At 72.8% G+C, this 23,257-nt stretch carries 18 protein-coding genes; 7 read left to right on the top strand and 11 right to left on the bottom strand.

Going from position 1 to position 23,257, the window contains the following annotated elements; all coding sequences use genetic code 11:
• Positions 1-108: 108 nt before the first annotated feature.
• The 4 genes from N538_RS0112860 (at position 109) to N538_RS0112845 (ending at position 3,184) form a co-directional block, all read left to right on the top strand.
• A complete protein-coding gene (locus N538_RS0112860) occupies positions 109-900 on the top strand; it encodes an MBL fold metallo-hydrolase (protein WP_028637647.1) in 792 nt (263 codons plus the stop codon).
• A gap of 346 nt (positions 901-1,246) precedes the next feature.
• On the top strand, positions 1,247-1,444 hold the full coding sequence (locus N538_RS0112855) for a hypothetical protein (protein WP_028637646.1): 198 nt from the start codon (positions 1,247-1,249) through the stop codon (positions 1,442-1,444).
• Between the two features lie 48 nt (positions 1,445-1,492).
• Entirely contained in the window at positions 1,493-2,341 is an 849-nt protein-coding gene (locus tag N538_RS0112850; RefSeq protein ID WP_028637645.1) for a DUF3097 domain-containing protein, read from the top strand.
• Between the two features lie 183 nt (positions 2,342-2,524).
• Positions 2,525-3,184: a Crp/Fnr family transcriptional regulator gene (locus N538_RS0112845; protein WP_051549251.1), complete on the top strand. Its 660-nt coding sequence runs from the start codon at positions 2,525-2,527 to the stop codon at positions 3,182-3,184.
• On the opposite strand, the gene N538_RS29490 is transcribed toward N538_RS0112845, so the two are convergent.
• The 4 genes from N538_RS29490 to hemW form a co-directional block, all read right to left on the bottom strand.
• Positions 3,176-6,595, bottom strand: coding sequence for an adenylate/guanylate cyclase domain-containing protein (locus tag N538_RS29490; RefSeq protein ID WP_197025334.1), 3,420 nt, complete (start codon positions 6,593-6,595; stop codon positions 3,176-3,178). The two genes, N538_RS0112845 and N538_RS29490, sit on opposite strands and share 9 nt — an antisense overlap.
• 44 nt (positions 6,596-6,639) lie before the next feature.
• The gene (locus N538_RS0112835; RefSeq protein WP_028637642.1) at positions 6,640-8,271 is read right to left on the bottom strand and encodes an MFS transporter; all 1,632 of its coding nucleotides are present in this window, start codon (positions 8,269-8,271) and stop codon (positions 6,640-6,642) included.
• Between the two features lie 100 nt (positions 8,272-8,371).
• Positions 8,372-8,842, bottom strand: coding sequence for a TM2 domain-containing protein (locus tag N538_RS0112830; RefSeq protein ID WP_028637641.1), 471 nt, complete (start codon positions 8,840-8,842; stop codon positions 8,372-8,374).
• 29 nt (positions 8,843-8,871) lie between these two features.
• Positions 8,872-10,083 carry a radical SAM family heme chaperone HemW gene (hemW, locus tag N538_RS0112825; RefSeq protein WP_028637640.1) on the bottom strand — a complete coding sequence of 404 codons (1,212 nt, stop codon included), beginning with the start codon at positions 10,081-10,083 and terminating at the stop codon, positions 8,872-8,874.
• A 195-nt stretch (positions 10,084-10,278) separates the two neighbouring features.
• Between hemW and N538_RS0112820 the strand changes: the two genes are divergently transcribed.
• Positions 10,279-11,148 (top strand): hypothetical protein, encoded by an 870-nt coding sequence (locus N538_RS0112820; protein ID WP_051549250.1) that lies wholly within the window; start codon positions 10,279-10,281, stop codon positions 11,146-11,148.
• A gap of 53 nt (positions 11,149-11,201) precedes the next feature.
• Here N538_RS0112820 and N538_RS0112815 read toward each other — a convergent pair whose 3' ends face one another.
• From N538_RS0112815 to N538_RS0112785, 7 genes are all read right to left on the bottom strand, one after another.
• Positions 11,202-14,603 (bottom strand): error-prone DNA polymerase, encoded by a 3,402-nt coding sequence (locus N538_RS0112815; protein WP_028637638.1) that lies wholly within the window; start codon positions 14,601-14,603, stop codon positions 11,202-11,204.
• A gap of 12 nt (positions 14,604-14,615) precedes the next feature.
• Positions 14,616-16,142 (bottom strand): DNA polymerase Y family protein, encoded by a 1,527-nt coding sequence (locus N538_RS0112810; protein WP_028637637.1) that lies wholly within the window; start codon positions 16,140-16,142, stop codon positions 14,616-14,618.
• 1 nt (position 16,143) lies between these two features.
• Positions 16,144-16,812 carry a hypothetical protein gene (locus N538_RS0112805; RefSeq protein ID WP_028637636.1) on the bottom strand — a complete coding sequence of 223 codons (669 nt, stop codon included), beginning with the start codon at positions 16,810-16,812 and terminating at the stop codon, positions 16,144-16,146.
• A gap of 91 nt (positions 16,813-16,903) precedes the next feature.
• The gene (locus N538_RS0112800; protein ID WP_051549249.1) at positions 16,904-18,736 is read right to left on the bottom strand and encodes an AMP-dependent synthetase/ligase; all 1,833 of its coding nucleotides are present in this window, start codon (positions 18,734-18,736) and stop codon (positions 16,904-16,906) included.
• A gap of 65 nt (positions 18,737-18,801) precedes the next feature.
• A complete protein-coding gene (locus N538_RS25230) occupies positions 18,802-19,608 on the bottom strand; it encodes an aminoglycoside phosphotransferase family protein (RefSeq protein ID WP_081790458.1) in 807 nt (268 codons plus the stop codon).
• On the bottom strand, positions 19,608-21,470 hold the full coding sequence (gene lepA / locus N538_RS0112790) for a translation elongation factor 4 (protein WP_028637634.1): 1,863 nt from the start codon (positions 21,468-21,470) through the stop codon (positions 19,608-19,610). Before lepA ends, N538_RS25230 begins: the two co-directional genes overlap by 1 nt.
• 36 nt (positions 21,471-21,506) lie before the next feature.
• The gene (locus N538_RS0112785) at positions 21,507-21,779 is read right to left on the bottom strand and encodes a thiamine pyrophosphate-dependent enzyme (RefSeq protein ID WP_028637633.1); all 273 of its coding nucleotides are present in this window, start codon (positions 21,777-21,779) and stop codon (positions 21,507-21,509) included.
• Positions 21,780-21,849: 70 nt separating this feature from the next.
• On the opposite strand from N538_RS0112785, the gene N538_RS0112780 reads away from it, so the two are divergent.
• Together N538_RS0112780 and rpsT are read left to right on the top strand one after the other, a co-directional pair.
• Complete coding sequence (locus tag N538_RS0112780; protein WP_051549248.1) at positions 21,850-22,815, top strand: phosphotransferase family protein; 966 nt, start codon at positions 21,850-21,852, stop codon at positions 22,813-22,815.
• 124 nt (positions 22,816-22,939) lie between these two features.
• Complete coding sequence (gene rpsT, locus N538_RS0112775; protein WP_028637631.1) at positions 22,940-23,200, top strand: 30S ribosomal protein S20; 261 nt, start codon at positions 22,940-22,942, stop codon at positions 23,198-23,200.
• Positions 23,201-23,257: the final 57 nt, after the last annotated feature.

Raw genomic sequence — 23,257 nt, 5'->3', positions numbered from 1 at the left:
ATGTCCTGAGTGCCAAGCCTACAAGGCGGCCGGACCGGCGGGCTCTCGGAAGGCCGGCGGGGAGGACGCCGGCGGCTGTGCGGGGGCTGTACGGCCTAGGGTGGGCCGGTGCCGTTCACCGACGTCGCCGACCGCGTCTGGGTCGCGCGCTATCCGCAGTGGGACGTCAACGTCACCCTCGTCGGAGGGTCCGACGGCCTCCTGGTCGTCGACACCCATGGCTCCGACGCGCACGCGCGCGAGGTGGTCGACGACGTACGCCGCCTCGGCGCCGGCGAGGTGACCGGGATCATCAACACCCACTGGCACTTCGACCACTCCTACGGCAACCGCACCTTCCGGACCGCCTACGGCGAGCTGCCGATCATCGCCCACGAGACGGCGGCCGAGGAGCTGGCGCGGTGGGGAGACGCGGACGTCGTGGTCCTGCCTGACCGGACGTTCTCCAGCGCGCTCGCGCTCGACCTCGGCGACCGGATGGTCGAGCTCGTGCACCCCGGGAAGGGACACACCGGCGGCGACCTCGTGCTGCGCGTGCCGGACGTCGACGTGCTGCTCGCCGGGGACCTGGTCGAGGAGTCCGCGACCCCGTCGTTCGGCGACGACTCGTGGCCGATGGACTGGCCGCTCAGCCTCGACGTGGTGCTGGCGCTGACGACCTCGGCCTCGCTGGTCGTGCCCGGCCACGGTGCGCCGGTCGACCGCGACTTCGTCGAGGAGCAGCGCAACCAGATCGGGATCATCGCGGAGACGATCCGTGACCTCGCCGGCCGCGGCGTGCCGCTCGACCAGGCGGTCGAGACCGGTGAGTGGCCGTGGCCGCGGGAGCGACTGGGCGAGGCCGTCCGCCGCGGCTACGAGCAGCTGCCGCGCAGCCAGAAGCGGTTGCCGCTGATCTGAGCTGCCCCAGCCCGAGCCTGCGAGGGCTGGGAGGCAGCAGCCAGGTCGAGTAGCCGCGCGAGCGAGGAACGAGCTCGCGACCGGCGTATCGAGACCGAGCTGCCCCAGCCCGAGCCTGCGAGGGCTGGGGGGCAGCAGCCAGGTCGAGTAGCCGCGCGAGCGAGGAACGAGCTCGCGACCGGCGTATCGAGACCGAGCTGCCCGGCGGGGGTCTCGATACGCCGCCGCTCGTCCCTCGCGACGGCTACTCGACCACCGGGGACGGCTGCCCCGGCCCGAGCCCGCGAGGGCCGGGACGCAGCAGCCGGATGCGGTTGCCGTTCAGCTGAGCGGGTACGACACTCGCATGAGCGAGACCAACGACCACGTCGGGATCGAGGACGAGGACCTGCCCGAGGACCTCCAGCCCACCGACGACAACCCGCTCGCCCAGCCGCTGGACGACGACGCCAAGTCGCCGGAGGAGCTGGACGTGCGGGGCGGCAAGACGCCGGAGGGCTCCACCGACGACGACGGCGACCGCGAGGGTGACGAGGACGACTGACGGCGTGGCCTCCGGGCCGCTGTCGGTGGCGAGATCTACGGTCGTGGGATGACTCCACCGGACCGGTACGCCAGCGACGTCCTCTCCACCGACTGGCGCGCGCCCAGGCGCGGCCGCGCCGTCGAGGCGCCCGCCCGGATCGGCGCCGTCGTCGAGGAGGTCACCACCGACTTCTGCGGTGAGATCGTCGCGGTCGACCGCGACCTGCACACCCTGACGCTCGAGGACCGGCGCAACCGCCGGCGCACCTTCCCACTCGGCCCGGGGTTCCTGCTCGAGGGCAAGCCGGTGATCCTCACGGCTCCGGTGCGCGCGGCGGCGCCCGCGCGGCCCACGCGGACGGCGTCCGGCTCGGTCGCCGTCCACGACGCGAAGGCCCGGGTCGCCCGGGCCAGCCGGATCTTCGTCGAGGGCCGGCACGACGCCGAGCTGGTCGAGAAGGTCTGGGGCGACGACCTCCGCGTCGAGGGCGTCGTGGTCGAGTACCTCGGCGGGGTCGACGACCTGGCCGACCACCTCCGCGACTTCCGGCCGGGACCCGATCGCAGAGTGGGCGTCCTGGTCGACCACCTGGTCGCCGGCTCGAAGGAGAGCCGGATCGCGCAGGGCATCGCGCGGTCGCCGGTGGGCAAGCACGTGCTGATCGTCGGCCATCCGTTCATCGACATCTGGGCCGCGGTCAAGCCGGAGCGCCTCGGCCTGCAGAAGTGGCCGGACGTGCCGCGGAACGTGGAGTGGAAGAAGGGCGTCTGCCAGCAGCTCGGCTGGCCACACCGCGACCAGGCCGACACCGCCCGCGCCTGGAAGCACATCCTGAGCAGGGTCTCGTCGTACCACGACCTCGACCCGGCCCTGCTGGGCCGGGTCGAGGAGCTCATCGACTTCGTCACGAGCTGAGCTGGATCAGCGCTCGATGTCGAGGTCGCGTCGCGGCTGCACACAGGTCGTCGTGGTCGTCATGTCCCTCACTCCTCCCGGTCGGATCGCGGTGTCTGGTCTCGCGGTGTCTGGTGAGGACGACTCTGCTCCGGTCCGGCCGGTCGTTCTGTTCGGTCGCTGACACTGCGGTTGACTGTTTCCGTGGAGTGGTCGCTGCTCGCCTCGCTCGACGAGGACGAACGCCGGCGCGTGCTGTCCGCGGCGCGCCGGCGCAGCTACGGACGCGGGGACGTGCTGGTGCACGAGGGCGACCCGTCGGACAGCCTGCACCTGGTGTCGTCGGGGCGGCTCGCGGTCCGGGTATCCACCAGTGACGGCGAGAACGCGACCCTCAACCTGCTCGGGCCCGGCGACTACTTCGGCGAGCTGTCGCTGCTCGAGGGCAGCCCGCCGGTGCGCTCGGCGACGATCGTGGCGCTGGAGGACGCGGAGACCCTGTCCCTGTCGGCAGCCGAGTTCCGCGACCTGCGCCGGCGCCACCCGGCTGCGAACCAGCTGCTGCTGTTCCTGATGGCCCGGCGGGTCGAGGAGCTGTCGGCGCGGCTGCTGGAGGCGATGTACGACGGCCTCGACCGGCGGGTGCACCGGAGACTTGCCGAGCTCGCCGGGATGTACGGCGACGGCCGGCCGGGGCCGGTGGTCGTCCCGCTGACCCAGGAGCACCTCGCCGAGCTCGTCGGCGGGACCCGCCCCAGCGTCAACCAGGTGCTGCAGAGGCTCGTCGCGCAGGGCGTGGTGGAGCTCGGTCGCGGCCGGGTGGTCGTGCTGGACCGCGGCTGGCTGGAGGACCGCTCAGGCTGAGACCTGGTCGGTCGCCCAGCGGTCGGCTCCCAGCCGCTCGAAGCTCGCCTGCGCCTGGCCCGCCAGCTCCGCCGCCTCGTCGGCACGACCCTCCCGCTGGAGCACCGCCGCCAGGTCCGCGCTGCACAGTGCCGCGGTCGGCTCCGAGTGCCACTGCTGGGCGTGCGCGAGTGCCTCGCGCAGGTGGGCCTCGGCGGCCTCGTCGTCACCGGCGCCGGCCGCGAGCAGGCCGGCGATGCGGGCGCGCTGGGCGCGGACGCCGACCGGGATCGCGCCGCCCCGATGGGCGTCCACCATCGCCTGCATCCCGGCCAACGCCTCGCGATCACCGTCGGCCCACGCGAGCTCGGTCGCCACCAGCCAGATGAGCGTGAAGTCGTCGTACAGCCCGGCGACGGCGTACGTCGTCCCGACCGCCTGGAGGGCGAGCCGCCCGGCCGGGCGACCCGCGCGGTGGGCGTCCAGCGCCCGGAGCAGCTCGGCGAAGCAGCGCAGCGACAGGTCGTCGCCGCCGTACGCCGGATCGGCCAGCTCCGGCGGGATCCGCCACTCCGTGCCGCGGGCGAGCGCGACGCGGGCGCGGACCAGCTCGGCCAGGGGCTGGTCGGCGACGGCGTCCTCGGCGGTGGCCAGCGCCTCGTCCCAGTCGCCGGTCAGCAGGCTGGCGAGCGCGAGGTTCGAGGAGGCACTGGAGACGGCGATGATCGCGCCGGCCTGGCGACCCACCTCGACCGCCTCGAGCCCGTACGCCCGGGCCCGGGCGGCGTCGTCGGAGACCCAGGACACGTTGAGGTTGATGAGGCTGCGCGTCAGCGTGACCAGCTGGTGGTTGCGCCGGGCGAGCTCGGCGGCGGCGGTGAACAGCACCCGGCCGAGACCACGGGTGCCGGTGATCATGTGGTGGAGGGCGAGGCCGACGTAGGCGTCGGCGATCCGGGACTCGTCGCCGTACTGCTCGGCGAGCCGCACGTGGTCGGTCGCGTGCTCGCCGAAGCGGGCCTGGGTGCGCAGCTTGATCTGGGTGATGGTCTGCGCGAGCGGGAGGAGGACCGCGACGGCGTCGTCGCGGTCACGAAGGGCGTCGAACCGCTCCTGGGCCATCGCGAGGGACTCCGCGAGCTCCAGCCGGTCCCGCGCGAGCGCGCTCGCCAGCACGCTGACCGCGTCGGCGGCGCTGAGCTCGTCGCCCATCGCGTCGAACGCCGCACGTGCCGCATCCGCGTGCTCGACCGCGGCCGCCTGGTCCTCGGTGTCGCTGAGCGCCCGGGCGAGCTCGAGCTGGAGCACGGCCCGCTCCCGAGGATCGGTCGTCCGGCCGAGGGCCACGCGGAGGTGGCCGGCCGCCTCGCCCGGTGCGCCGAGCGCCCGGGCCCGCGCGGCGGCGCTGCCGAGCAGGGCGATCGCGCGCTCGGTCAGGTCCGCGACGTCCGGGTCCTCCGGGACGGCGTCGATCGCCTCGAGGTGGTGCTGCGCGGCGATCGCGGCGCTCTCGTCGTCGAGCAGCTCGACGACCGCGTGGTGGCCGGCCTTGCGGTCGCGGCGCGACAGGGTGCCGTACGCCACCTGGCGGACCGCGACCTGGACGAACTGGTAGAGCCCCGCGTCGCTGTTGAACCGGCCGGTCTCCTGGCGGAGCAGCTGGAGGCGCACCAGCGACCCGAGCACCCGGTCCAGGTCGGTGACCTCCGGGCAGAGCGCGGCGATCAGGCCGTGCGGGAACGGCCGGCCGACGATGCTGGCCCGGTCGAGCACCCGGCGCTGCTCGGGCGAGAGCTGGTCGAGGCGTGCGGCGATGAGCGCCTGCAGGGACGCGGGCGCGCCGACCGCGTCGAGGTCGAGCGGGCCCTCGCCGGCGAGGACGTACTGGCCACCGCGGGGTACGACGAGGTCCCGGTCGATCAGGGAGCGCACCGTCTCGACCGCGAACAGCGGCATCCCCTCGGCGCGGCGCACGAGCGCGTCGCGGACGCCGTCGTCGAGGCCGGCGACCAGGCCGTCGAGCAGGTGGCCCATCTCCCGCTCGGCGAGCGGCTCCAGGTGCACGACCGTCGAGCGGCGGTTGGTCGCCAGTGCCGGGTTCGCCTCGAGCAGGCCCGGTCGGGTGAGGAGCGCGACGAAGCAGGGGAACGTCGCGGCGGCCAGCAGGTGCTCGACGAAGCGGAGCATTCCGTCGTCGGCGTACTGCGCGTCGTCGATGACCAGCGCCACCGGGATCCCGCCACCGCTGACCCGCTCGAGGAACGTCGTCCACGCCGCGAAGAGGTCCTCGCGCTGGAAGGACCCGACCGCGCCGACGCCGAGCAGCGCGGCGATCCGCGGCTCCAGCCAGGCCCGCTCGTCCGGGTCCGGGACCAGCCGCTCGAGCCCGCCGCCGTCGTCCTCGTCGAGGATCTGGAGCCGGGTGCGGATCGCCTCCGCGAGCGCGTAGAACGCCACGCCCTCGCCGTACGACAGGCAGCGGCCGGTGTGCCAGCGGACGTCGGCGCTGAGGCCGTCGATGTACTTCTCGAACTCCCAGGCGAGGCGCGACTTGCCGACCCCCGCCTCGCCCTCGATGACGAGGAGGGCCGGAACGTGGTTCTCCTCGACCCGGTGGAAGAGCTCCTTGACCAGGCGCATCTCGCGGTCCCGGCCGACCAGCGGCGCCTCGAGCCCGTCGGCCCGCTGGGCGCCCCCGACCGCGGCGACGACGGCCCGGACCGCCCAGAGCGGGACCGGGTCCGCCTTGCCCTTCATGGGGTGGCTGCCGACGTCGACGTAGGTGATCGCCGAGGACGTGAGCAGCCGGGTGGTCTCGTCGACCCAGACCTGGCCGGGCGCGGCGGCGGACTGCACGCGGGATGCGGTGTTCACGGCGTCGCCCGCGACCATGCCCTGCTGCTCGGCGCCGATGGTGACGGCGACCTCGCCGGTGACGATGCCGACCCGCATGGCGAGGTCGGGGATGCCGACGTCCGAGCCCATCGCGGCGATGGTGTTGGTGAGCTCGAGCCCGGCGCGGACCGCCCGCTCGGCGTCGTCCTCGTGCGCGGTCGGCACTCCCCAGACCGCCATCACGGCGTCGCCGATGAACTTCTCGAGGACCCCGCCGTACCGCGCGACGATCGCGCGGCACTCGTCGAAGTACCGGGACAGCAGCTCGCGCACCTGCTCGTGGTCGCGGGTCTCCGACAGCGCGGTGAAGCCGACCAGGTCGCCGAACAGCACGCTGGTGACCCGGCGCGACGCGACGGGCTGCGACGGGCCGCCCGCGGCCTGCTCGGTGCCGCACGAGCTGCAGAAGCGGGCGCCCGGCACGACCTCCGCGTGGCATGCGCGGCAGGCGGGGGCCTGCAGGCTCCCCCCGCAGGCGAAGCAGAACCGTGCCCCGGCCGGCTGTCCCGAGGCGCCGCAGCTGCCGCAGCTCGTCACGTCCACAGGATGCCCCATCCCGCGCACCGTCGCCGCTCTTTCCCTCAGACAGCCAGGCGGTCGGCGACGACGGCGTCCGCCGCCCTGGTCGCCGCCGGGGTCCCGGTGACCGCGGTGAGGAAGTCGGTGCGGTCGAGGCGGAGCAGCACCGTGTCCTCGGTCGCGGTGACGGTCGCGGTCCGCGGTACGTCGCGGAGCAGGCCGATCTCGCCGACGTACTCCCCCGGGCCCTCGGTGCGCAGCAGCGCGCCGTCGCGGGTCACCTCGACGCGGCCGGACAGGATCACGAAGAAGCCGTCGGCGTGGTCCCCGGTCGCCATCACCGTTGCACCGGCGGCGTACGGCGTGGGCTGGAGCTTGCCGGCCAGCGACTCGACCGCGGCGGGCGGCAGCGGCGCGAAGACGTCGATCCCGCGCAGCAGGGCGGTGTGCTCGGGCTCGGCCAGACGGGCGTCGAGGCGACGCATCCGCGGCAGGCTCGCCACCGCGATCACCACGACGAGCAGGCCCAGGGCGGCCATCGCTCCCCGGAGGCCGAGCAGGTGCACGAGCAGTGGGGCGGTCGCGGCGCCGAGCGCCATCGCGGCGATCAGCGCGCTGTCGACGGCGGCGAACACGCGGGAGACGATCCGCGCCGGGGCGACCCGCTGCGGGATGGTGTCGAGCCCGAGGTTGACCCACGGGTCGGAGAGGCCGATCACGGCGAGCGCCGCGACTGCCACGACCGGGCTGGGGAAGAGCGCCATCACCAGCAGCGGAACGGCCCAGCCGAGCACGCCGTACGCCATGTCGCGGCCGAGGCGGCCCCGGCCGACCAGGCCGAGCACGGCCAGGCCCCCGGCGACGGTCCCGAGCCCCATGACGGTGTTGAGGTAGCCGACCCCGGCCGCGCCGGCGTCCAGGGTCTCGACCGCGATGATCACCATGAACACCGTGAGGGAGCCCCAGATGACGCCCTGGGAGGCGGCGACGAGCGACACGGTGCGGAGGTCGCGGTCGCGGCCGAGCTGGGCGAAGCCCGCGGTGATCTCGCGCAGGAACCCGTCCTGCTGCTCGTCCTCGTCGTGTGCCGGCTCCAGAGCCGGCGGCACGCGGACGGCGGCGACCAGCGACAGCGACCAGACGAAGGTGAGCGCGTTGAGCCAGAAGACCGCCTGCACGTCGACCACCGCGAGCAGCAGGGCGCCGATCGCCGGGCCGCTGAACATCGCGACCGTCTCGAGGTTGGAGGTGACGGCGTTGGTGGCGGTCAGCTCGGCCGGGTCGTCGACGAGCCTCGGGACCAGACCGGACTGCGCCGCGCGGAAGCTCGCACCGACCCCGGCGGCCAGCAGCGCGAGCCCGAAGACCAGCACCGCCGGGCCGTCCGTCCCGACGACGACCGCAGCGGTCGCGACGAGCACGGCGCGGGTGCCGTCGTTCGCCATCATGTAGCGCTTGCGCGAGCCGACCTTGTCGGCCAGCGCCGCACCGAGCGGCCCGGCGACCGCGGCCACCACGAACCGCAGCGCGAGGTAGACGCCGACCGCCGCGGCGCCGCCCTCGGAGTAGGCCCACACGGTCACGGCGACCCCGTAGGCCCAGTCCCCCAGGGTCGAGCCGAGGAACGCGAGCTGGATCCGCCGCAGCGCGGGGTTCTTCAGCACCCGCACGATCGATCCACGCTGACCTGACATGACGAACCTCCGTGGCTCCTGGCGGCTCCCCCGGTGGGAGCGCCGCACTCATGGTGGAGCCGACGGAGGTCGTCGTTCTGTTAGGTCGCTGACAGAACGGTCAGCTCATCCGCAGTGGTCGTCCCTGCGCGTCGGTGACGTTGTCCGTGGCCAGGATGATGATGCCGTCGATGAACGGCCACAGCCCGCCGATGCCGCAGGTGACCAGCGTGACCACCAGCTGCCACACCCCGGTCTTGGTGTCACCGAGGTAGAACCGGCCGATGCCGAAGGGCAGCAGGATCTGCAGCAGGCCGGCGACCAGCTTGGTCTTGTCGGAGTACGGGATGCCCGTGACCGGGTGCACGCCGTACGGCGCGGCCGGGTTGGGCGGGTAGCCGGGTGCGTAGCCGGGCTGCGGCGGAGGCTGCTGCTGGTAGGGCTGCTGCTGGTACGGAGGGGGCGTCGGCTGGCTGGGGGGCGGCACCGGATCGCCGGCGGGCGGCGGGCTCGGCTCGCCGTACGGCGGAGGGACCAACTGGCCGTCGGACGGCTCGTTCGGGTCAAGCGGCTGGTCGGGACCTTGAGTCATGGCCGACAGACTAGGCCCGTCCGGGGGGGCTACGGCAGGAGGTCGCGGACGATCGCGTCGGCCAGCAGCCGTCCGGTCCTGGTCGGCACGAGGCGGTCGCCGGTCCGGGTCAGCAGGCCCCGGGCGACCAGGTCGGGGACGTTCGCGCTGCCGGCAGCGTCGAGGACGTCGACCGCGAGTCCGTCGCGCAGCCGCAGCTCCAGCAGCACGCGCTCCACGCGGCGGCTCTCCTCGTCGAGCACCTCCCGGGCGTGGGCCGGGCTCTGCTGCGCGGCGATGCGGTCGGCGTACGCCGCCGGGTGCCGGACGTTCCACCACCGCACACCGCCGACGTGGCTGTGGGCGCCGGGGCCGACGCCCCACCAGTCGCCGCCGGTCCAGTACAGGAGGTTGTGACGGCACCGGCTCGCGTCGTCCTTCGCCCAGTTGGAGACCTCGTACCACCCCAGGCCCGCGCTGGTGAGCCGCTCGTCGACCAGCACGTACTTGTCGGCGAGGTCGTCCTCGTCGGGCATCGCGAGCTCGCCGCGCCGCACCCGCCGGGCCAGCGCGGTCCCCTCCTCGACGATGAGGGAGTACGCCGACACGTGGTCGGGCCGGTTGGCGAGCGCCGACTCGACCGTCGTCTCCCAGTCGGCGAGGGACTCCCCCGGCGTGCCGTAGATCAGGTCGAGGCTGATCTGCTCGAAGCCGGCCTGCCGCGCCCACTCGACGACCTGCGGCACGCGCCGCGGGTCGTGGGTGCGGTCGAGGACCTCGAGCACGTGCGGGACCGCGGACTGCATGCCGAAGCTGATCCGGTTGAAGCCGCGGGCGCGCAGCGCCTGCAGGTCGACGGCGTCGACGCTGTCGGGGTTCGACTCGGTGGTGACCTCCGCGTCGGGGGTGAGGCCGAACTCGCCGTCGATCGCCTGCAGGATGCTGCCCAGGTCGGCCGGGCTGAGCAGGGTCGGCGTACCGCCGCCGAAGAACACGGTCCGGACCGGGACCTCGGCGTCGCCGAGCACCCGCCGGGCCCGGCGTACCTCGGCGATCGCGGTCTCGGCGTACGACGCCCGGCTGGCGCCCGGCCCCAGCTCGTCGGCCGTGTAGGTGTTGAAGTCGCAGTAGCCGCAGCGCACCCGGCAGAACGGCACGTGCACGTAGATCCCGAACGGACGGCTGCCCATCCCCGCGAGCGCCGACTCCGGCAGCGATCCGTCCTCGGGCGCGGGCTCACCGATCGGCAGGGCAGCAGGCACGCACCCCAGTCTCCCAGCCTCCCCCACCGCCTCCGGCTTCGGGTCGTCCGCCTCTCGCACCTCTATGCACCACCCTCACGCGGACGACCCGACCCCTGTGGACGACGAACCCACCCGGTACGGCGAACGGGGCATCGTCACCGCATGGCGAACCGTCCTCCTCCGTGGCTTCCCGCCGCCACGGCTCAAGCTGGCTTGGTCACCCGTCGCCAGCTGCGCCGGCTCGGCCTGAACCACCACTACGTCGATACCCAGCTCGACGCCGGGAGGTGGCAGGAGATCAGCAGCACGGTGCTCGCGACGACGACCGGAGAGCTCAGCAGGACCCAGCTGATGTGGGCCGGAGTCCTGCACGCAGGTCCTCGGAGCGCTCTGGGCGGCCTGACCGCGCTCGAGCGCCACGGACTCCAGAGCTGGCACCGCGACGAGATCACCGTGCTGGTTCCGAAGTCCCACAACCTGGAGCCACTCGCAGGTGTGCGGTTCGTCGAGACCCGCCGGCCGACCCAGCTGCTGACCTCGTCGAAGCCGCTCTCCACCTGGCGGGTGGAGCCCGCGGCGCTGCTCTGGGCGGGGTACCAGCCCGTGACCCGGTCCTCGTACGGTCTGCTCGCTGCGTGCGTCCAGCAGGGACTGTCGACGCCGTACCGCCTCGACGGATGGATCACCCGGATGCGGCCGCTTCGGCGGGCCAAGCCGTTCCGACGGCTGCTCGGCGAGCTCGCGGCCGGCACCCAGTCGGTCGCGGAGCGCGACGTCCTGACGACGTGCGACACCTTCGGGCTGCCCCGGCCGCGCCGGCAGACGCGGAGGAAGGACTCTGCCGGTCGATGGCGCTTCACCGATGCGGAGTGGCGGCTGCCCGACGGGCGCGTCGTCGTGCTCGAGGTCGACGGCGGGTTCCACATGGCAGTGGAGCACTGGAGCGCCGACATCGAGCGGCACCGTCAGCTCGTCGCGACCGGGGTGATCGTGGTCCGCTGCACCGCGATCGAGCTGCGCGAGCACCCAGCGCGCGTCGCACGGGACCTGCAGGCGCTCGGGGTGATCGAGTCGTCCGCCTGAGGGTGGCGTATCACCGTGCGAGAGGCGGACGACCCGATCACCCGGGAGGGCGCTCAGTGGAAGTCGCGGGAGCGGTGGCGGGCCTGGAGGGCGCGGCCGGCCTCGTCGTGCACGGCCTCGATCGGATCCAGCCGGTCGGCGACCAGGTTGGTGACGCCGTCCTGGCGCTCGAGGATGCCGCGGATCACCATGCCGGCGGCGCTGTTGGCGACGTTGCGGTACCGCCGCCAGACCCCGACCGTGCAGACGACGTTGAGCATCCCGGTCTCGTCCTCGAGGTTGAGGAACGTGACGCCACCGGCGGTGCCCGGCCGCTGCCGGTGGGTGACCAGCCCGGCGACGTGCACCCGGCGGTTGGGCTGGCCGGCGAACGCGTCCGCCACCGACTTGATCCCCGCCGCGCGCAGCCGCTCCCGCAGGTGCTCGAACGGGTGCCCCCCGGGCGTGATGCCGGTCGCCCACATGTCCGCCATGGTGATCTCGACGTCGTCCATGTCCGGCAGCGTCGGCGCCGGCCCGGCGACCCGGATGCCCTCGAGGTGCTCCTCGCTCTCGGTCCAGCCGGCGTTCCAGAGCGCCTGCCGCCGCGAGAGCCCGGTGCCGTCGAACGCCCCGGACGTCGCCAGCGCCTCCAGCTGCCGCGCGTCCAGCCCGGCCCGGCGGGACAGGTCGGCCTGGTCGGCGAACGGCCGCTCCTCGCGGGCGGCGACGATCCGCGCCGCCGCCTCGGCGCTGATGCCGCGCACCGAGTCCAGCCCGAGGCGGACGGCGTACGACGTGTCCCGCCGGTGCTCCGGCGTCGGGTCGGGCGTGCCGGGCACCCACTCGGTGCGCTCGCCGTCGCGCAGGCACGCGTCGAGACCGGTCGGGCCCGGTGCACCGACCAGCTCCAGGTCGGCGGTCGCCCGGGACAGCAGCAGGTCCGGTCGCAGCACCTCGACGCCGTGCCGCCGGGCGTCGTGCACCAGCGACTGCGGCGAGTAGAAGCCCATCGGCTGCGCGCGCAGCAGCGCCGCGAGGAACGCGCCCGGGTAGTGCAGCTTGCACCAGGAGCTCGCGTAGACGAGCTTCGCGAACGACAGCGCGTGGCTCTCGGCGAAGCCGAAGTTCGCGAACGACAGGATCTGCAGGTAGATCGCGTCCGCCTTCGCGCCGTCGATGCCCTTGGCCGTCATGCCGGCCATCAGCTTCTCCTTGACCGACTCGATCCGCTCGATGCCGCGCTTGGACCCCATCGCCCGGCGCAGCAGGTCGGCCTCGTCGCGGTTGCAGTCGCCGAGCACCCGCGCCATGTCCATCAGCTGCTCCTGGAAGAGGGGTACGCCGCGGGTGCGCTCGAGCACCGGGATCAGCAGCGGGTGGGCGAACTCGACCGGCTCGCGGCCGGTCGCCCGGCGTACGTAGGGGTGCACCGCGCCACCCTGGATCGGCCCGGGCCGGATCAGCGCGATCTCGATGGCCAGGTCGTAGAACTCGCGCGGCTGGAGCCGTGGCAGGGTGCCGATCTGGGCGCGGCTCTCGACCTGGAAGACGCCGACCGAGTCCGCCCGGCAGAGCATGTCGTAGACCGCCGGCTCCTCCTTCGGGATGCTCGCGAGCGTCCAGTCCTCACCGAGGTGCTCGCGGACGATCACCATCATGTGGTCGAGGGCGCTGAGCATCCCGAGCCCGAGCAGGTCGAACTTCACCAGCCCCATGAACTCGCAGGCGTCCTTGTCCCACTGCAGGACGGTGCGCTTCTCCATCCGCGCCCGCTCGATCGGCACCACCTCGCCGATCGGCCGCTCGGTGAGGACCATCCCTCCGGAGTGGATGCCGAGGTGGCGCGGCGCCCCGAGGAAGCCGTTCGCCAGCCCCACCACCGACACGGGTACGTCGTGCTCGCCGCCCTCGCGCGACTCCACCGCGGTCCAGGACGTGATCTGCCTGGACCACGCGTCCTGCTGCCCGGGCGAGTGGCCGAGCGCCTTCGCGGCGTCCCGGACCGCCATCTTGGGCCGGTAGCCGACGACGTTCGCGACCTGCGCGGCGTTGTGCCGGCCGTACTTCTGATAGACCCACTGGATGACCTGCTCCCGCTTGTCGGAGTCGAAGTCGACGTCGATGTCGGGCTCCTCCTCGCGGTGCTGGGAGATGAACCGCTCGAACGGCAGCCGGTAGAAGACCGGGTCGATCGCGGTGATGCCGAGCGCGTAGCAGACCGCCGAGCTGGCCGCGGATCCCCTGCCCTGGCAGAGGATCCCGTTGTCCCGCGCGAACTCGACGATGTCGTGGACGATCACGAAGTAGCCGTCGAAGTCCTTCTCCGCGATCACCCGCAGCTCGTGCTCGACCCGGTCGCGGGCCTCCCGTGCGTGCGGCTCGTGGGCGTACCGGATCGCGAAGCCGCGCTCGGTCAGCTCGCGCAGCCACCCCGAGGGCGTCCAGCCGTCGGGCACGAACTTCGGCAGCCGCGGGCTTGCCTTCTGCAGGTCGAACGCCACCTCGTCGGCGAGCACCACGCTCCGGCGTACGGCATCGGGGTAGCGGGCGAACCGCCGGGCCATCTCCTCCCCCGACCGCAGGCTGGCCATCCCGGACGCCGGCAGCCAGCCGTCCATCTCGGCCAGGCTCCGCCGGGCGCGTACGGCGGCCATCGCGTCCGCGATGCGGTGCTGCTCGGGACGCGCGTAGTGCACGTTGTTGGTGGCGACGTACGGCAGCCCGTGGTCGGCGGCGAGCCGGGCGAGCAGGTCGTTGTGCGCGGAGTCCGTGGGGAACCCGTGGTCGATGAGCTCGACGGCGACGTGCTCGTGCCCGAACAACGACGTCAGCCGGTCCAGCTCCTCGGCGGCGTGCCGGGGGCTGCGGGCGAGCGCCTGGCGCACCATCCCCTTCCGGCAGCCGGTGAGCACCAGCCAGTGCCCGCGGCCGCGCTCGGACAGCTCGCGCAGGTCGTAGACCGGCTTGCCCTTCTCGTCCCCACGCAGCTGCGCGTCGGTGATCGCGCCGGCCAGCCGGTGGTAGCCCTCGACCCCGCGGGCGAGCACCAGCAGGTGGCTGCCCTCGGGGTCGGCGACGCCATTCTGCGGCTTGGTGAGGCCGAGCGAGAGCTCGGCGCCGTAGATCGTCCCGAGGCCCTGCCCGTGGCCGGAGTGCAGCTGGGCAGTCTCGGCGAACAGCGGCGCCCCGTAGAACCCGTCGTGGTCGGTGATCGCCAGCGCGTGCAGCCCGAGCCGGAGCGCCTCGAGCACCAGGTGGTCGGGCCCGCTGGCGCCGTCCAGGAAGCTGAAGCTCGAGTGCGCGTGCAGCTCGGCGTACGGCGTGACCGGCCCGGCGGGCCGCTCGATGTCGACCTTCACCTTCTTCCGCTTGCGCTGCGAGATCGGCGCCTCGGGGTCCTGCGGCGTCACCATCCGGCCGGAGAGGCGCTTCTCCAGCTCGCCCCAGGAGATCGGGGGGTTCGACCAGCCCATCAGTCGGCCCCGCTAGTCATAAGCAGCCTCCGTGAACCAGACACCGGAGTCCCAGGTCATCAGCCAGGCCCGGCCGTCGACGCCGACGACCTGGAACCGCGCGACCCGGCGCGGGCTGGCCTCCCACCACAGCTCCTCGACCGGCCACGGCCCCGCCCAGGCGGCGACCGGCTGCCAGCCGCTGGACGGGCCGGTGCGGAACCGCTCCGGCTCGGCGGTGATCCCGCCGCGCTCGTCGACGTCGACGGTGCGGCCGCCGGTGCCCACCATCTCGGCCGCCCACGGCGAGGCCAGCACCCGGGCCGGGGCGGGCGGCGGGATGCTGCCCGGCCAGGGTGGGCCGGTCGGACGCAGCCCGGTCGGCCGCTCGCCCCACGGCACCAGCGCCTGCCGGTCAGCCGGGGCCCGGCCACCCTGGAGGACCGGGCGTACGACGGCCTCGTGGCCGAGCATGCCCTGCACCCGGGCGATGCCGCGCTCGACCCGTTCGTCGGTGCCGCCCCACAGCCCGTCGGCGTGCACCGCGTCGGGCACCACGGTCAGCGGGGTGAACAGCACCCGGTCGACGGGAGTGCGCACCTCGCCCGCCCGGAACCCCCCTTGCAGCTGCCAGTGCAGCCGGTCGACCAGGTCCGCGGCGGTGAACCAGCGCGGGTGCAGCCACGCCCGCGAGGAGGCGGGCTCCGCGGCGCCCTCGCAGCGCGCCTCGACGAGCACCTCGGTGCAGACCAGTCCCTGCCGGGCCAGCCCCTCGACGAACCGGTCCGCGGTCTGCCGGACGCTGAAGCTGATCGTCTCCGCGGAGTCCAGCGGCGGCTCGAAGTCGACGTGGCAGGCGAGCTCGGGCGGCGGCGTACGGGTGCTGAGGAGGACGGCGCCGTCGCCGCCGACCACCCGGTGCACCCACGCGACCTGCGGGCCGAACCGGTCGCGCACGTCGGCCGCGGGCAGGTCGCCGAGGTCGCCGAGGGTGCGCAGCCCGAGCCGCTTCATCAGGCTCACGGCGTCGAGGTCGTCCAGCGCCTCGACCGGGAGCCCGCGCAGGAACGGCACCGACTCCCCCGGCTCCACGACGAGGCAGTCCTGCCGCTCGGCGCGACGGGCGGCCTGCTCGGCGGTGAACAGCTCGTCACCGGTGCCGAACCGGCAGTCCCACACGCCCAGCCCGACCAACCGCTCGGCCAGCAGCGCCGCGCCCGCCGGCTCGCCGCCGTGGAAACGCCCCGGCGCGCGCAGCGCGACCAGTCCCGGGCGCAGCGGCGCGACCCCCGGGCGCAGCTCCTCGACCGCGGCGAGCACCGGCTCGAATGCGCGGGCGTCCCGGTCCGGGCCGACGGCGTACACCTGCAGGTCCGGGCAGCGCCCCTGGGCGTCGCGCCGGCGCATGCCCCGGCGTACGCCGGCAGCCCGGGCGCCGGCGTTGCACGCCTGCACGATGTTCGCGCTGAACACCGCCGCCGGCAGGTGCGTCGGCAGTCCCTCGTCGGCCAGCGCCGCGACCACCGGCCAGTCCGGGCACCAGAGGACCATGACCCTCATGTCAGCTCGCCGCCTCCACGGCGGCGGGGACGGCGGCCAGCTCGTCGGCGCGCCGGTAGGTCTGGTCCTCGGCCGGGAACCACAGCGCACCCCGCCGCGGCGGCGCGGACCCGCGGTGCGCCTCGACGAGGATCCGGCGGGCGCGCAGGTGGCCGTGCCCCTCGCCGACGCCGCTCCAGGCCGGCTCGCGCGTGGTCAGCCGGACCTCCGCGCGCGGCCAGTCACCCGTCCTGTTCTCCTGGACGACGAGCGCGGCCGACCGCTTGCGCAGCCGGGCGCCGAGCTTCTCCGCGACGCTCTCGGGCACCCTGCCCTGCGGCCGGACCAGGACGACGGTCACGACATCGACCAGCGCGGCGGTCACCTCGAGCCACTGGTCGCCGGGGTCGGGCACCAGCACGGTGCGGTCCAGGTCGACACCGAGGGAGTACGCCGCCTCCGCGCCGAAGTCGGCAACCCCGACGGCCGCGCACCAGCTCCCCGCCCTCGACGGCCCGGCGAGCAGCGCCAGCGCGATGCTCGCACTGTCGACCGCGTAGCTGCCACCCGCGCGCAGCTGGACCAGCCCGCTCAGCGCCGGATGGGTCTCCAGCGCGAGGCGGGGCATGCCGTCCTGCATGCCCGCCATCCGGCTGCGCAGCTGCGTGATCGTGTCGAGGGTGCTGGCCACACCCCATCTTCGAACATCTGTTCGAACGAGTCAATCGGACTGCCGAGTCGGCGCGGTCTCAGCTGAGACTGCGCCGACTCGGCGTCGACGATCAGCCGTAGAAGGAGTCGATGAGCTGCTGGTGGTTCTCCTCGACGACGTTCCGCTTCACCTTCATCGACGGCGTGAGCTCGCCGGACTCGATCGTGAGGTCGTGGTCGAGGACCTTCCACTTCTTGATGGTCTCCCAGCGGTTCAGGTGGGAGTTCAGCTGCTCGACGTACTCCCCCACCATCTCCTGGACCGGGTCGGAGCTCACGATCTCGGTGTAGGACCTGCCGGCCATGCCGTTCTCCTCGGCCCAGCCCGTCATCGCGTCGGGGTCGAGGGTGACCAGGGCGACCACGAAGTTCCGCTCGTTGCCGAACACCAGGAACTGGCTGGCGTACGGGCAGACCGCCTTGAACTTCGACTCGATCGCCGACGGCGCGACGTACTTGCCGCCGGAGGTCTTGAACAGGTCCTTGATCCGTCCGGTGATCGTCAGGAAGCCGTCGCTGTCGAGGCTGCCCTTGTCGCCGGTGTGCAGCCAGCCGTCGGGAGTCAGCGTCTTCGCGGTCTCCTCGGGGAGGTTGTGGTAGCCGGCCATCACGTGCGGTCCGCGCAGCATGACCTCGTCGTTCTCACCGATCTTCACCTCGCTCCCCGGGAGCGCCGGGCCGACGGTGCCGATCTTGTAGTCGTCGGGGTGGTTGACCGTGGCGCCCGCGGCGTTCTCGGTCATCCCGTAGCCCTCGAGGATGAGGATCCCGGCGGCGTGGAACCACGCGGCGATGTCGGCGTTCAGCGCGGCGGAGCCGGAGATGAAGAACCGCACCCGGCCGCCGAAGCGCTCGCGCACCTTGCTGAACACCAGCTTGTCGAACACCCCGTGCTGGAGGCTCAGCAGGAACGGCACCGACGTGCCGTCGCGCTTCAGCCGGTCCACCTCGAGGCCGACCGCGAACGCCTTCTTGAAGATCTTCTCCTTCAGCCCGCCCTCGGTGGCCTGCATGGTGACGATCCGGGCGTGCGCCTTCTCGAAGATCCGGGGGGCGGCGCCCATGAACGTCGGCTTCACGATGCCGAGGTTGTCGACGATCCGGTCGACCCGGCCGTCGATGGCGGTGGCGAAGCCGCACGCGAGCTGCGCCGAGAGCAGCACCTTGCCGAACGAGTGCGCCATCGGCAGCCACAGGAACTGCAGGTCGTCCTCGTGGAGGATGTCCTGGACCTGGATCGCGGTGCCCTCGTAGACCCACGCCTTGTGCAGCAGCCGCACGCCCTTGGGGCGGCCGGTGGTGCCGGAGGTGTAGATCAGCGTCGCGAGCTGGTCGGCGGGGATCGCGCGGGCGGTCTCCTCCACGACACCCGGGTGCGCCGCGAGGTACGCCGTGCCGAGCTCGGCGAGGTCGTCGAGGCCGATGACCCACTCGCCGTCGGTCGCCCCGTCGAACGTCACGACCTTCACCAGGTGCGGCAGCTCGTTCCTGTGCCCGTTGACCTTCGCGATCTGCTCGTCGTCCTCCGCGAACACGACGCGGCACTGGGAGTCGCCCAGGATGTACGCCGTGTCCTCGCTGTTGGTCGAGGGGTACACCGTGGTCGTGGCGCCGGCGGCGCACATCACCGCCAGGTCGGCGAGGATCCACTCGTAGCGGGTCGAGGACGCGATGCCGACGCGCTGCTCGGGCTGGATCCCGAGGGCGAGCAACCCGGCCGCGAGCTTCTCGACCAGGTCACCGGCCTGCCGCCAGGTCACCGACTCCCAGCCCTCCCCTCGGGGGTAGCGGAACGCCTCGTGGTCGGCGGAGGCGGCGACGCGGTCGAGGAACTGCATCGCGAAGTTCTGCGTCAGGTGGTCGACGAATCCGGGGTCGACGGACGTACTGGCCTGGGCGGTCATGGCGAGTAACCTAGATCACTTCACTTACCGGCGGGTAGCGACCCCGGAAGTGGTCCGGTCAGTGGTCAGTCCTGGACGGATTTCGCGACCGTGACGCACCGGGTGACCCAGTCGGCGTCGTCCGGATCCTCCGTCGCGTTGACCACCATCCGGAACACCACCCAGTCGCGCGCCCGGTCCTCGTCGAGGCCGGCGGCGTCGACGGTCGCGTGGAACCGTGCCCGCACCCCACGCCGTACGTCGCCCTCGAGCTCGTCCCAGCGGTTCCAGAGCAGCGGCGCGACCTCGTAGTGCGGGTCACCGCTGAGCGGCTTGGGGTCGATCACCAGCCACGGCTCGCGGTCGGCGGCGAGCACGTTCTCGTAGTGCAGGTCGGTGTGGACCAACCGTCCGTCGGTGCCCTCGTCGGCGGCGAGGTCCCGGCCCAGCGAGACCGCCTGCTCGACCAGCCGGCGGGGTACGGCGGCGTCGCGCGGCAGCCCACCGAGCTCGTCGACCCACCGGCGTACGCACGAGGAGAGCGTCACGAACTGGGGACCCGCCGGGACGTGCAGCCGCTCGTAGAAGCCGGCCACGATCTCGCACGCCTCGAGGTCCCAGACGTCGGTGAGGTCCTCGGGGTGCAGCCGCTCGAGCAGCAGCGCGAACCGGCGCGGGTCGGCCCGGAGCAGCTGCACCGCCCCGTCGCCGTGCCAGTGCTGGAGCGCGAGGTGCTCGAGCTCGGCCTCCCAGTGCGGGGTGCTGACCTTGAGCACCGCGGGGCGGCCGGACGAGGTGCGGACCGGGAGCACGAGGGCGCAGCTGCCGGACCGGGGCTCGCCGTCCGGCGTGAGCTGCCACTCCTCGGCGACCTGGCGCAGCAGCTCGCGCACTACTTCTTCGTCTTCTCCGAGGGCTGGGTCGTGGACAGCGCGGCGACGAAGGCCTCCGGCGGCACCTCGACGGTCCCGATGTTCTTCATCCGCTTCTTGCCGGCCTTCTGCTTCTCGAGCAGCTTGCGCTTGCGGGTGATGTCGCCGCCGTAGCACTTGGCGAGCACGTCCTTGCGGATCGCGCGGATGTTCTCCCGGGCGATGACCCGGGCGCCGATGGCGGCCTGGATCGGCACCTCGAACTGCTGCCGCGGGATGAGCTCCTTGAGCTTGCCGGCCATCATCACGCCGTAGGAGTAGGCGGCGTCCCGGTGGATGATCGCCGAGAAGGCGTCGACCGGCTCGCCCTGGAGCAGGACGTCGACCTTGACCAGGTCGGCCGCCTGCTCGCCAGAGCGCTCGTAGTCGAGGGACGCGTAGCCCTTGGTGCGGGACTTCAGCTGGTCGAAGAAGTCGAAGACGATCTCGCCCATCGGCAGCGTGTAGCGCATCTCGACGCGGTCCTCGGAGAGGTAGTCCATCCCCTGCAGGGTGCCGCGCTTGGTCTGGCAGAGCTCCATGATGGTGCCGATGTAGTCGCTCGGGCTCAGGATCGTGGCGCGTACGACGGGCTCGCGGACCTCGGCGATCTTGCCCTCGGGGAACTCGCTGGGGTTGGTCACCTGCACCTCGGAGCCGTCCTCCATCAGGACGCCGTAGACCACGTTGGGCGCGGTCGAGATCAGGTCGAGGTCGAACTCGCGCTCGAGCCGGTCGCGGGTGATCTCCATGTGCAGCAGGCCGAGGAAGCCGCAGCGGAAGCCGAAGCCCAGGGCGCCGGAGGTCTCCGGCTCGTACGTCAGCGCCGCGTCGTTGAGCTGGAGCTTCTCCAGCGCCTCGCGGAGATCGCCGAACTGGTCGCCGTCGATGGGGTACAGGCCGGCGTACACCATCGGGTTCGGGTGCTTGTAGCCGCCGAGCGCCTCGGACGCGCCGTGGTGCTGGGTGGTGACCGTGTCACCGACGCGGGACTGGCGGACGTCCTTGACGCCGGTGATCAGGTAGCCCACCTCGCCGACGCCGATCTTCGCGGCCTTGACCTGCTCGGGGCTGATCACGCCGAGCTCGAGCAGCTCGTGGGTCGCGTTGGTCGACATCATCTTGATGCGGTCGCGGTGGGTGAGCTCGCCGTCGATGACCCGGACGTAGGTGATCACGCCACGGTAGGTGTCGTAGACCGAGTCGAAGATCAGCGCGCGGGCGGGGGCGTCCGCGACACCGACCGGCGGGGGCGTCTCCGCGACGATGTGGTTGAGGAGGCTCTCGACGCCCATCCCGGTCTTCGCACTGACCCGGAGCACGTCGCCCGGGTCGCACCCGACCAGGCCGGCGATCTCCGCGGCGTACTTCTCCGGGTTGGCGCTCGGCAGGTCGATCTTGTTGAGCACCGGGATGATGTGGAGGTCGGCGCCCATCGCGAGGTAGAGGTTCGCGAGCGTCTGCGCCTCGATGCCCTGGGCGGCGTCGACCAGGAGCACGGCGGCCTCACACGCCTCGAGCGAGCGCGAGACCTCGTAGGTGAAGTCGACGTGGCCCGGTGTGTCGATCATGTTGAGGACGTAGGTGCCGGCGTCGGCGCCCTGCTCGTTGTCCGCCGGGACCGTCCAGGGCATCCGGACGGCCTGGCTCTTGATCGTGATGCCGCGCTCGCGCTCGATGTCCATCCGGTCGAGGTACTGAGCCCGGGCGCTGCGCTCGTCGACGACACCGGTCAGCTGCAGCATCCGGTCCGCCAGCGTCGACTTGCCGTGGTCGATGTGGGCGATGATGCAGAAGTTCCGGATGATCTCCGGAGGAGTCTGGCCGGGCAGGGGTGCGGTCATGGTCCGCCCATTGTTCCATCGCGGGCCGCGAAACCCTCACTCGCGGCTCTCGACGAACTCCTTCGTCTTGGCGATCGTGATGCCCCGGCCCTGCTCGGGAGTGGGCTTCGGCGGCACCGCGATCTCGTCGGGGTTGGTCAGCACGTCGAGCAGCACCGGTCCGTCGTGGGCGAACGCCTCCAGGACGGCACGCTCGACGGCGTGCGGGTCGGTGACCCGGATCCCCGTCATCCCGACGGCCTCGGCGACCTTCGCGAGGTCGGGGTTGGCCAGGTCGGTGCCGTACGCCGGGAGCCCCACCCGCTCCATCTCCCGAGGACGTAGAACCGCAGCACGTCCCCTGCCGTCACCACTCGAGGGCGTCCGCAAGGATGTGCCGGTGACTTCGCCGCGCGTGCCGACCACGATCCCGCACGGCCGGACCGCGCGTCGCCTCGAGTGGACGCACCTGCCGCCGCACGTGCGCGCGCTGGTCGAGGAGCGGTGCGGGTCGGCCGTGGTGTCCGCACGGTCGCAGGGCGCCGGCTTCACGCCCGGCTTCGCGTCCGTGCTGACCTGCGAGGACGGGTCCCGGCACTTCGTGAAGGCCGCGTCGCAGAAGGCGCAGCGGATGTTCGCCGAGGCCTACCGCGAGGAGGCCCGCAAGCTCGGCGCCCTGCCGGACGGCGCTCCCGCCCCGCGGCTGCTCTGGACCCACGACGCCGACGACTGGATGGTGCTCGGCATCGAGTACGTCGAGTCCCGGCAGCCCGGTCGGCCGTGGCGGCCGGAGGACCTGACCCGCTGCGTGGCGATGACCGAGCAGCTGGCGGCCGCGCTGACCCCACCGCCCGACGGCCTCGTGGCCGACGACTTCGCGACCGAGTTCGACGCCTGGCCGGCGTACTGGGACGCCCTGCTGGCCGCTCCCCCGGACCTGCCGGGCTTCGCCGGACACGCCCCCGAGGCCGCCTCGCTCGCCGCGCGGTTCGGCGAGGTGACCGCCGGGTCGACGCTCGTGCACACCGACATCCGGGACGACAACCTGCTGCTGGCCGCCGACGGCCGGGTGCTGCTGTGCGACTGGAACTGGCCGGTGGTCGGCGCGGCGTGGCTGGACACCGTCCTCCTCCTGATCGGGCCGCGGGGCGACGGGCTGGACGTCGACGCCGTGCTCGCCGCCTCCCCGCTGCTGGCGGAGGTGCCCGCCGAAGCCGTCGACATCGTGATCGCGCTGGTCACGGCGTACTTCCTGGTCTCGGCCCGGCAGCCGGTGCCGCCCACCTCCCCGCACATGCGCGACGCGCAGCGGTGGCAGGGCGAGGTCTGCTGGGACTGGCTGCGCGAGCGGCGCCAGTGGGCCTGAGGCTCAATTTGGGCGGGCGCGCGCCGCGCTGCTAACCTCTTACGTCGCGTGTCCGGCTGTATGCACGCCGCACGCACCACCAGACCTCTCCCGGCACCACCTACCTACGACGAAGGCGCATGTAGTGGCGAACATCAAGTCCCAGATCAAGCGGAACAAGCAGAACGAGAAGCGGCACGAGCGCAACAAGGCCGTCAAGACCGCGCTGAAGTCCGCCGTGCGCAAGTTCCGCGAGGCCGCCGACTCCGGCGACAAGGACACCGCGGTCGCGCTCGGTCGCGATGCCGCGCAGAAGCTCGACAAGGCCGCCTCCAAGGGCGTCATCCACAAGAACCAGGCCGCGAACCGCAAGTCCGCGATCGCCAAGAAGGCCGCCTCTCTCTGAGTCGCGCCTCCCTCGACCCGTCAGCCTCGTGCTGGCGGGTCGATCTGCATTTCGGGC

It is taken from the genome of Nocardioides sp. URHA0032 (assembly GCF_000620645.1).
Classification (GTDB): Bacteria; Actinomycetota; Actinomycetes; order Propionibacteriales; family Nocardioidaceae; genus Nocardioides.
Note: the sequence above shows the minus strand (reverse complement) of the source record. Positions and strands in the feature narration are given on the sequence as shown.

Excerpts from the sequence above, each read along its gene's own strand:
- N538_RS0112855 (WP_028637646.1), top strand. The coding sequence starts at position 1,247 with ATGAGCGAGACCAACGACCACGTCGGGATCGAGGACGAGGACCTGCCC.
- N538_RS0112850 (WP_028637645.1), top strand. The coding sequence starts at position 1,493 with ATGACTCCACCGGACCGGTACGCCAGCGACGTCCTCTCCACCGACTGG.
- N538_RS0112835 (WP_028637642.1), bottom strand. The coding sequence starts at position 8,271 with ATGTCAGGTCAGCGTGGATCGATCGTGCGGGTGCTGAAGAACCCCGCG.
- N538_RS0112830 (WP_028637641.1), bottom strand. The coding sequence starts at position 8,842 with ATGACTCAAGGTCCCGACCAGCCGCTTGACCCGAACGAGCCGTCCGAC.
- N538_RS0112815 (WP_028637638.1), bottom strand. The coding sequence starts at position 14,603 with ATGGGCTGGTCGAACCCCCCGATCTCCTGGGGCGAGCTGGAGAAGCGC.
- N538_RS0112810 (WP_028637637.1), bottom strand. The coding sequence starts at position 16,142 with ATGAGGGTCATGGTCCTCTGGTGCCCGGACTGGCCGGTGGTCGCGGCG.
- N538_RS0112800 (WP_051549249.1), bottom strand. The coding sequence starts at position 18,736 with ATGACCGCCCAGGCCAGTACGTCCGTCGACCCCGGATTCGTCGACCAC.
- lepA (WP_028637634.1), bottom strand. The coding sequence starts at position 21,470 with ATGACCGCACCCCTGCCCGGCCAGACTCCTCCGGAGATCATCCGGAAC.
- N538_RS0112785 (WP_028637633.1), bottom strand. The coding sequence starts at position 21,779 with ATGGAGCGGGTGGGGCTCCCGGCGTACGGCACCGACCTGGCCAACCCC.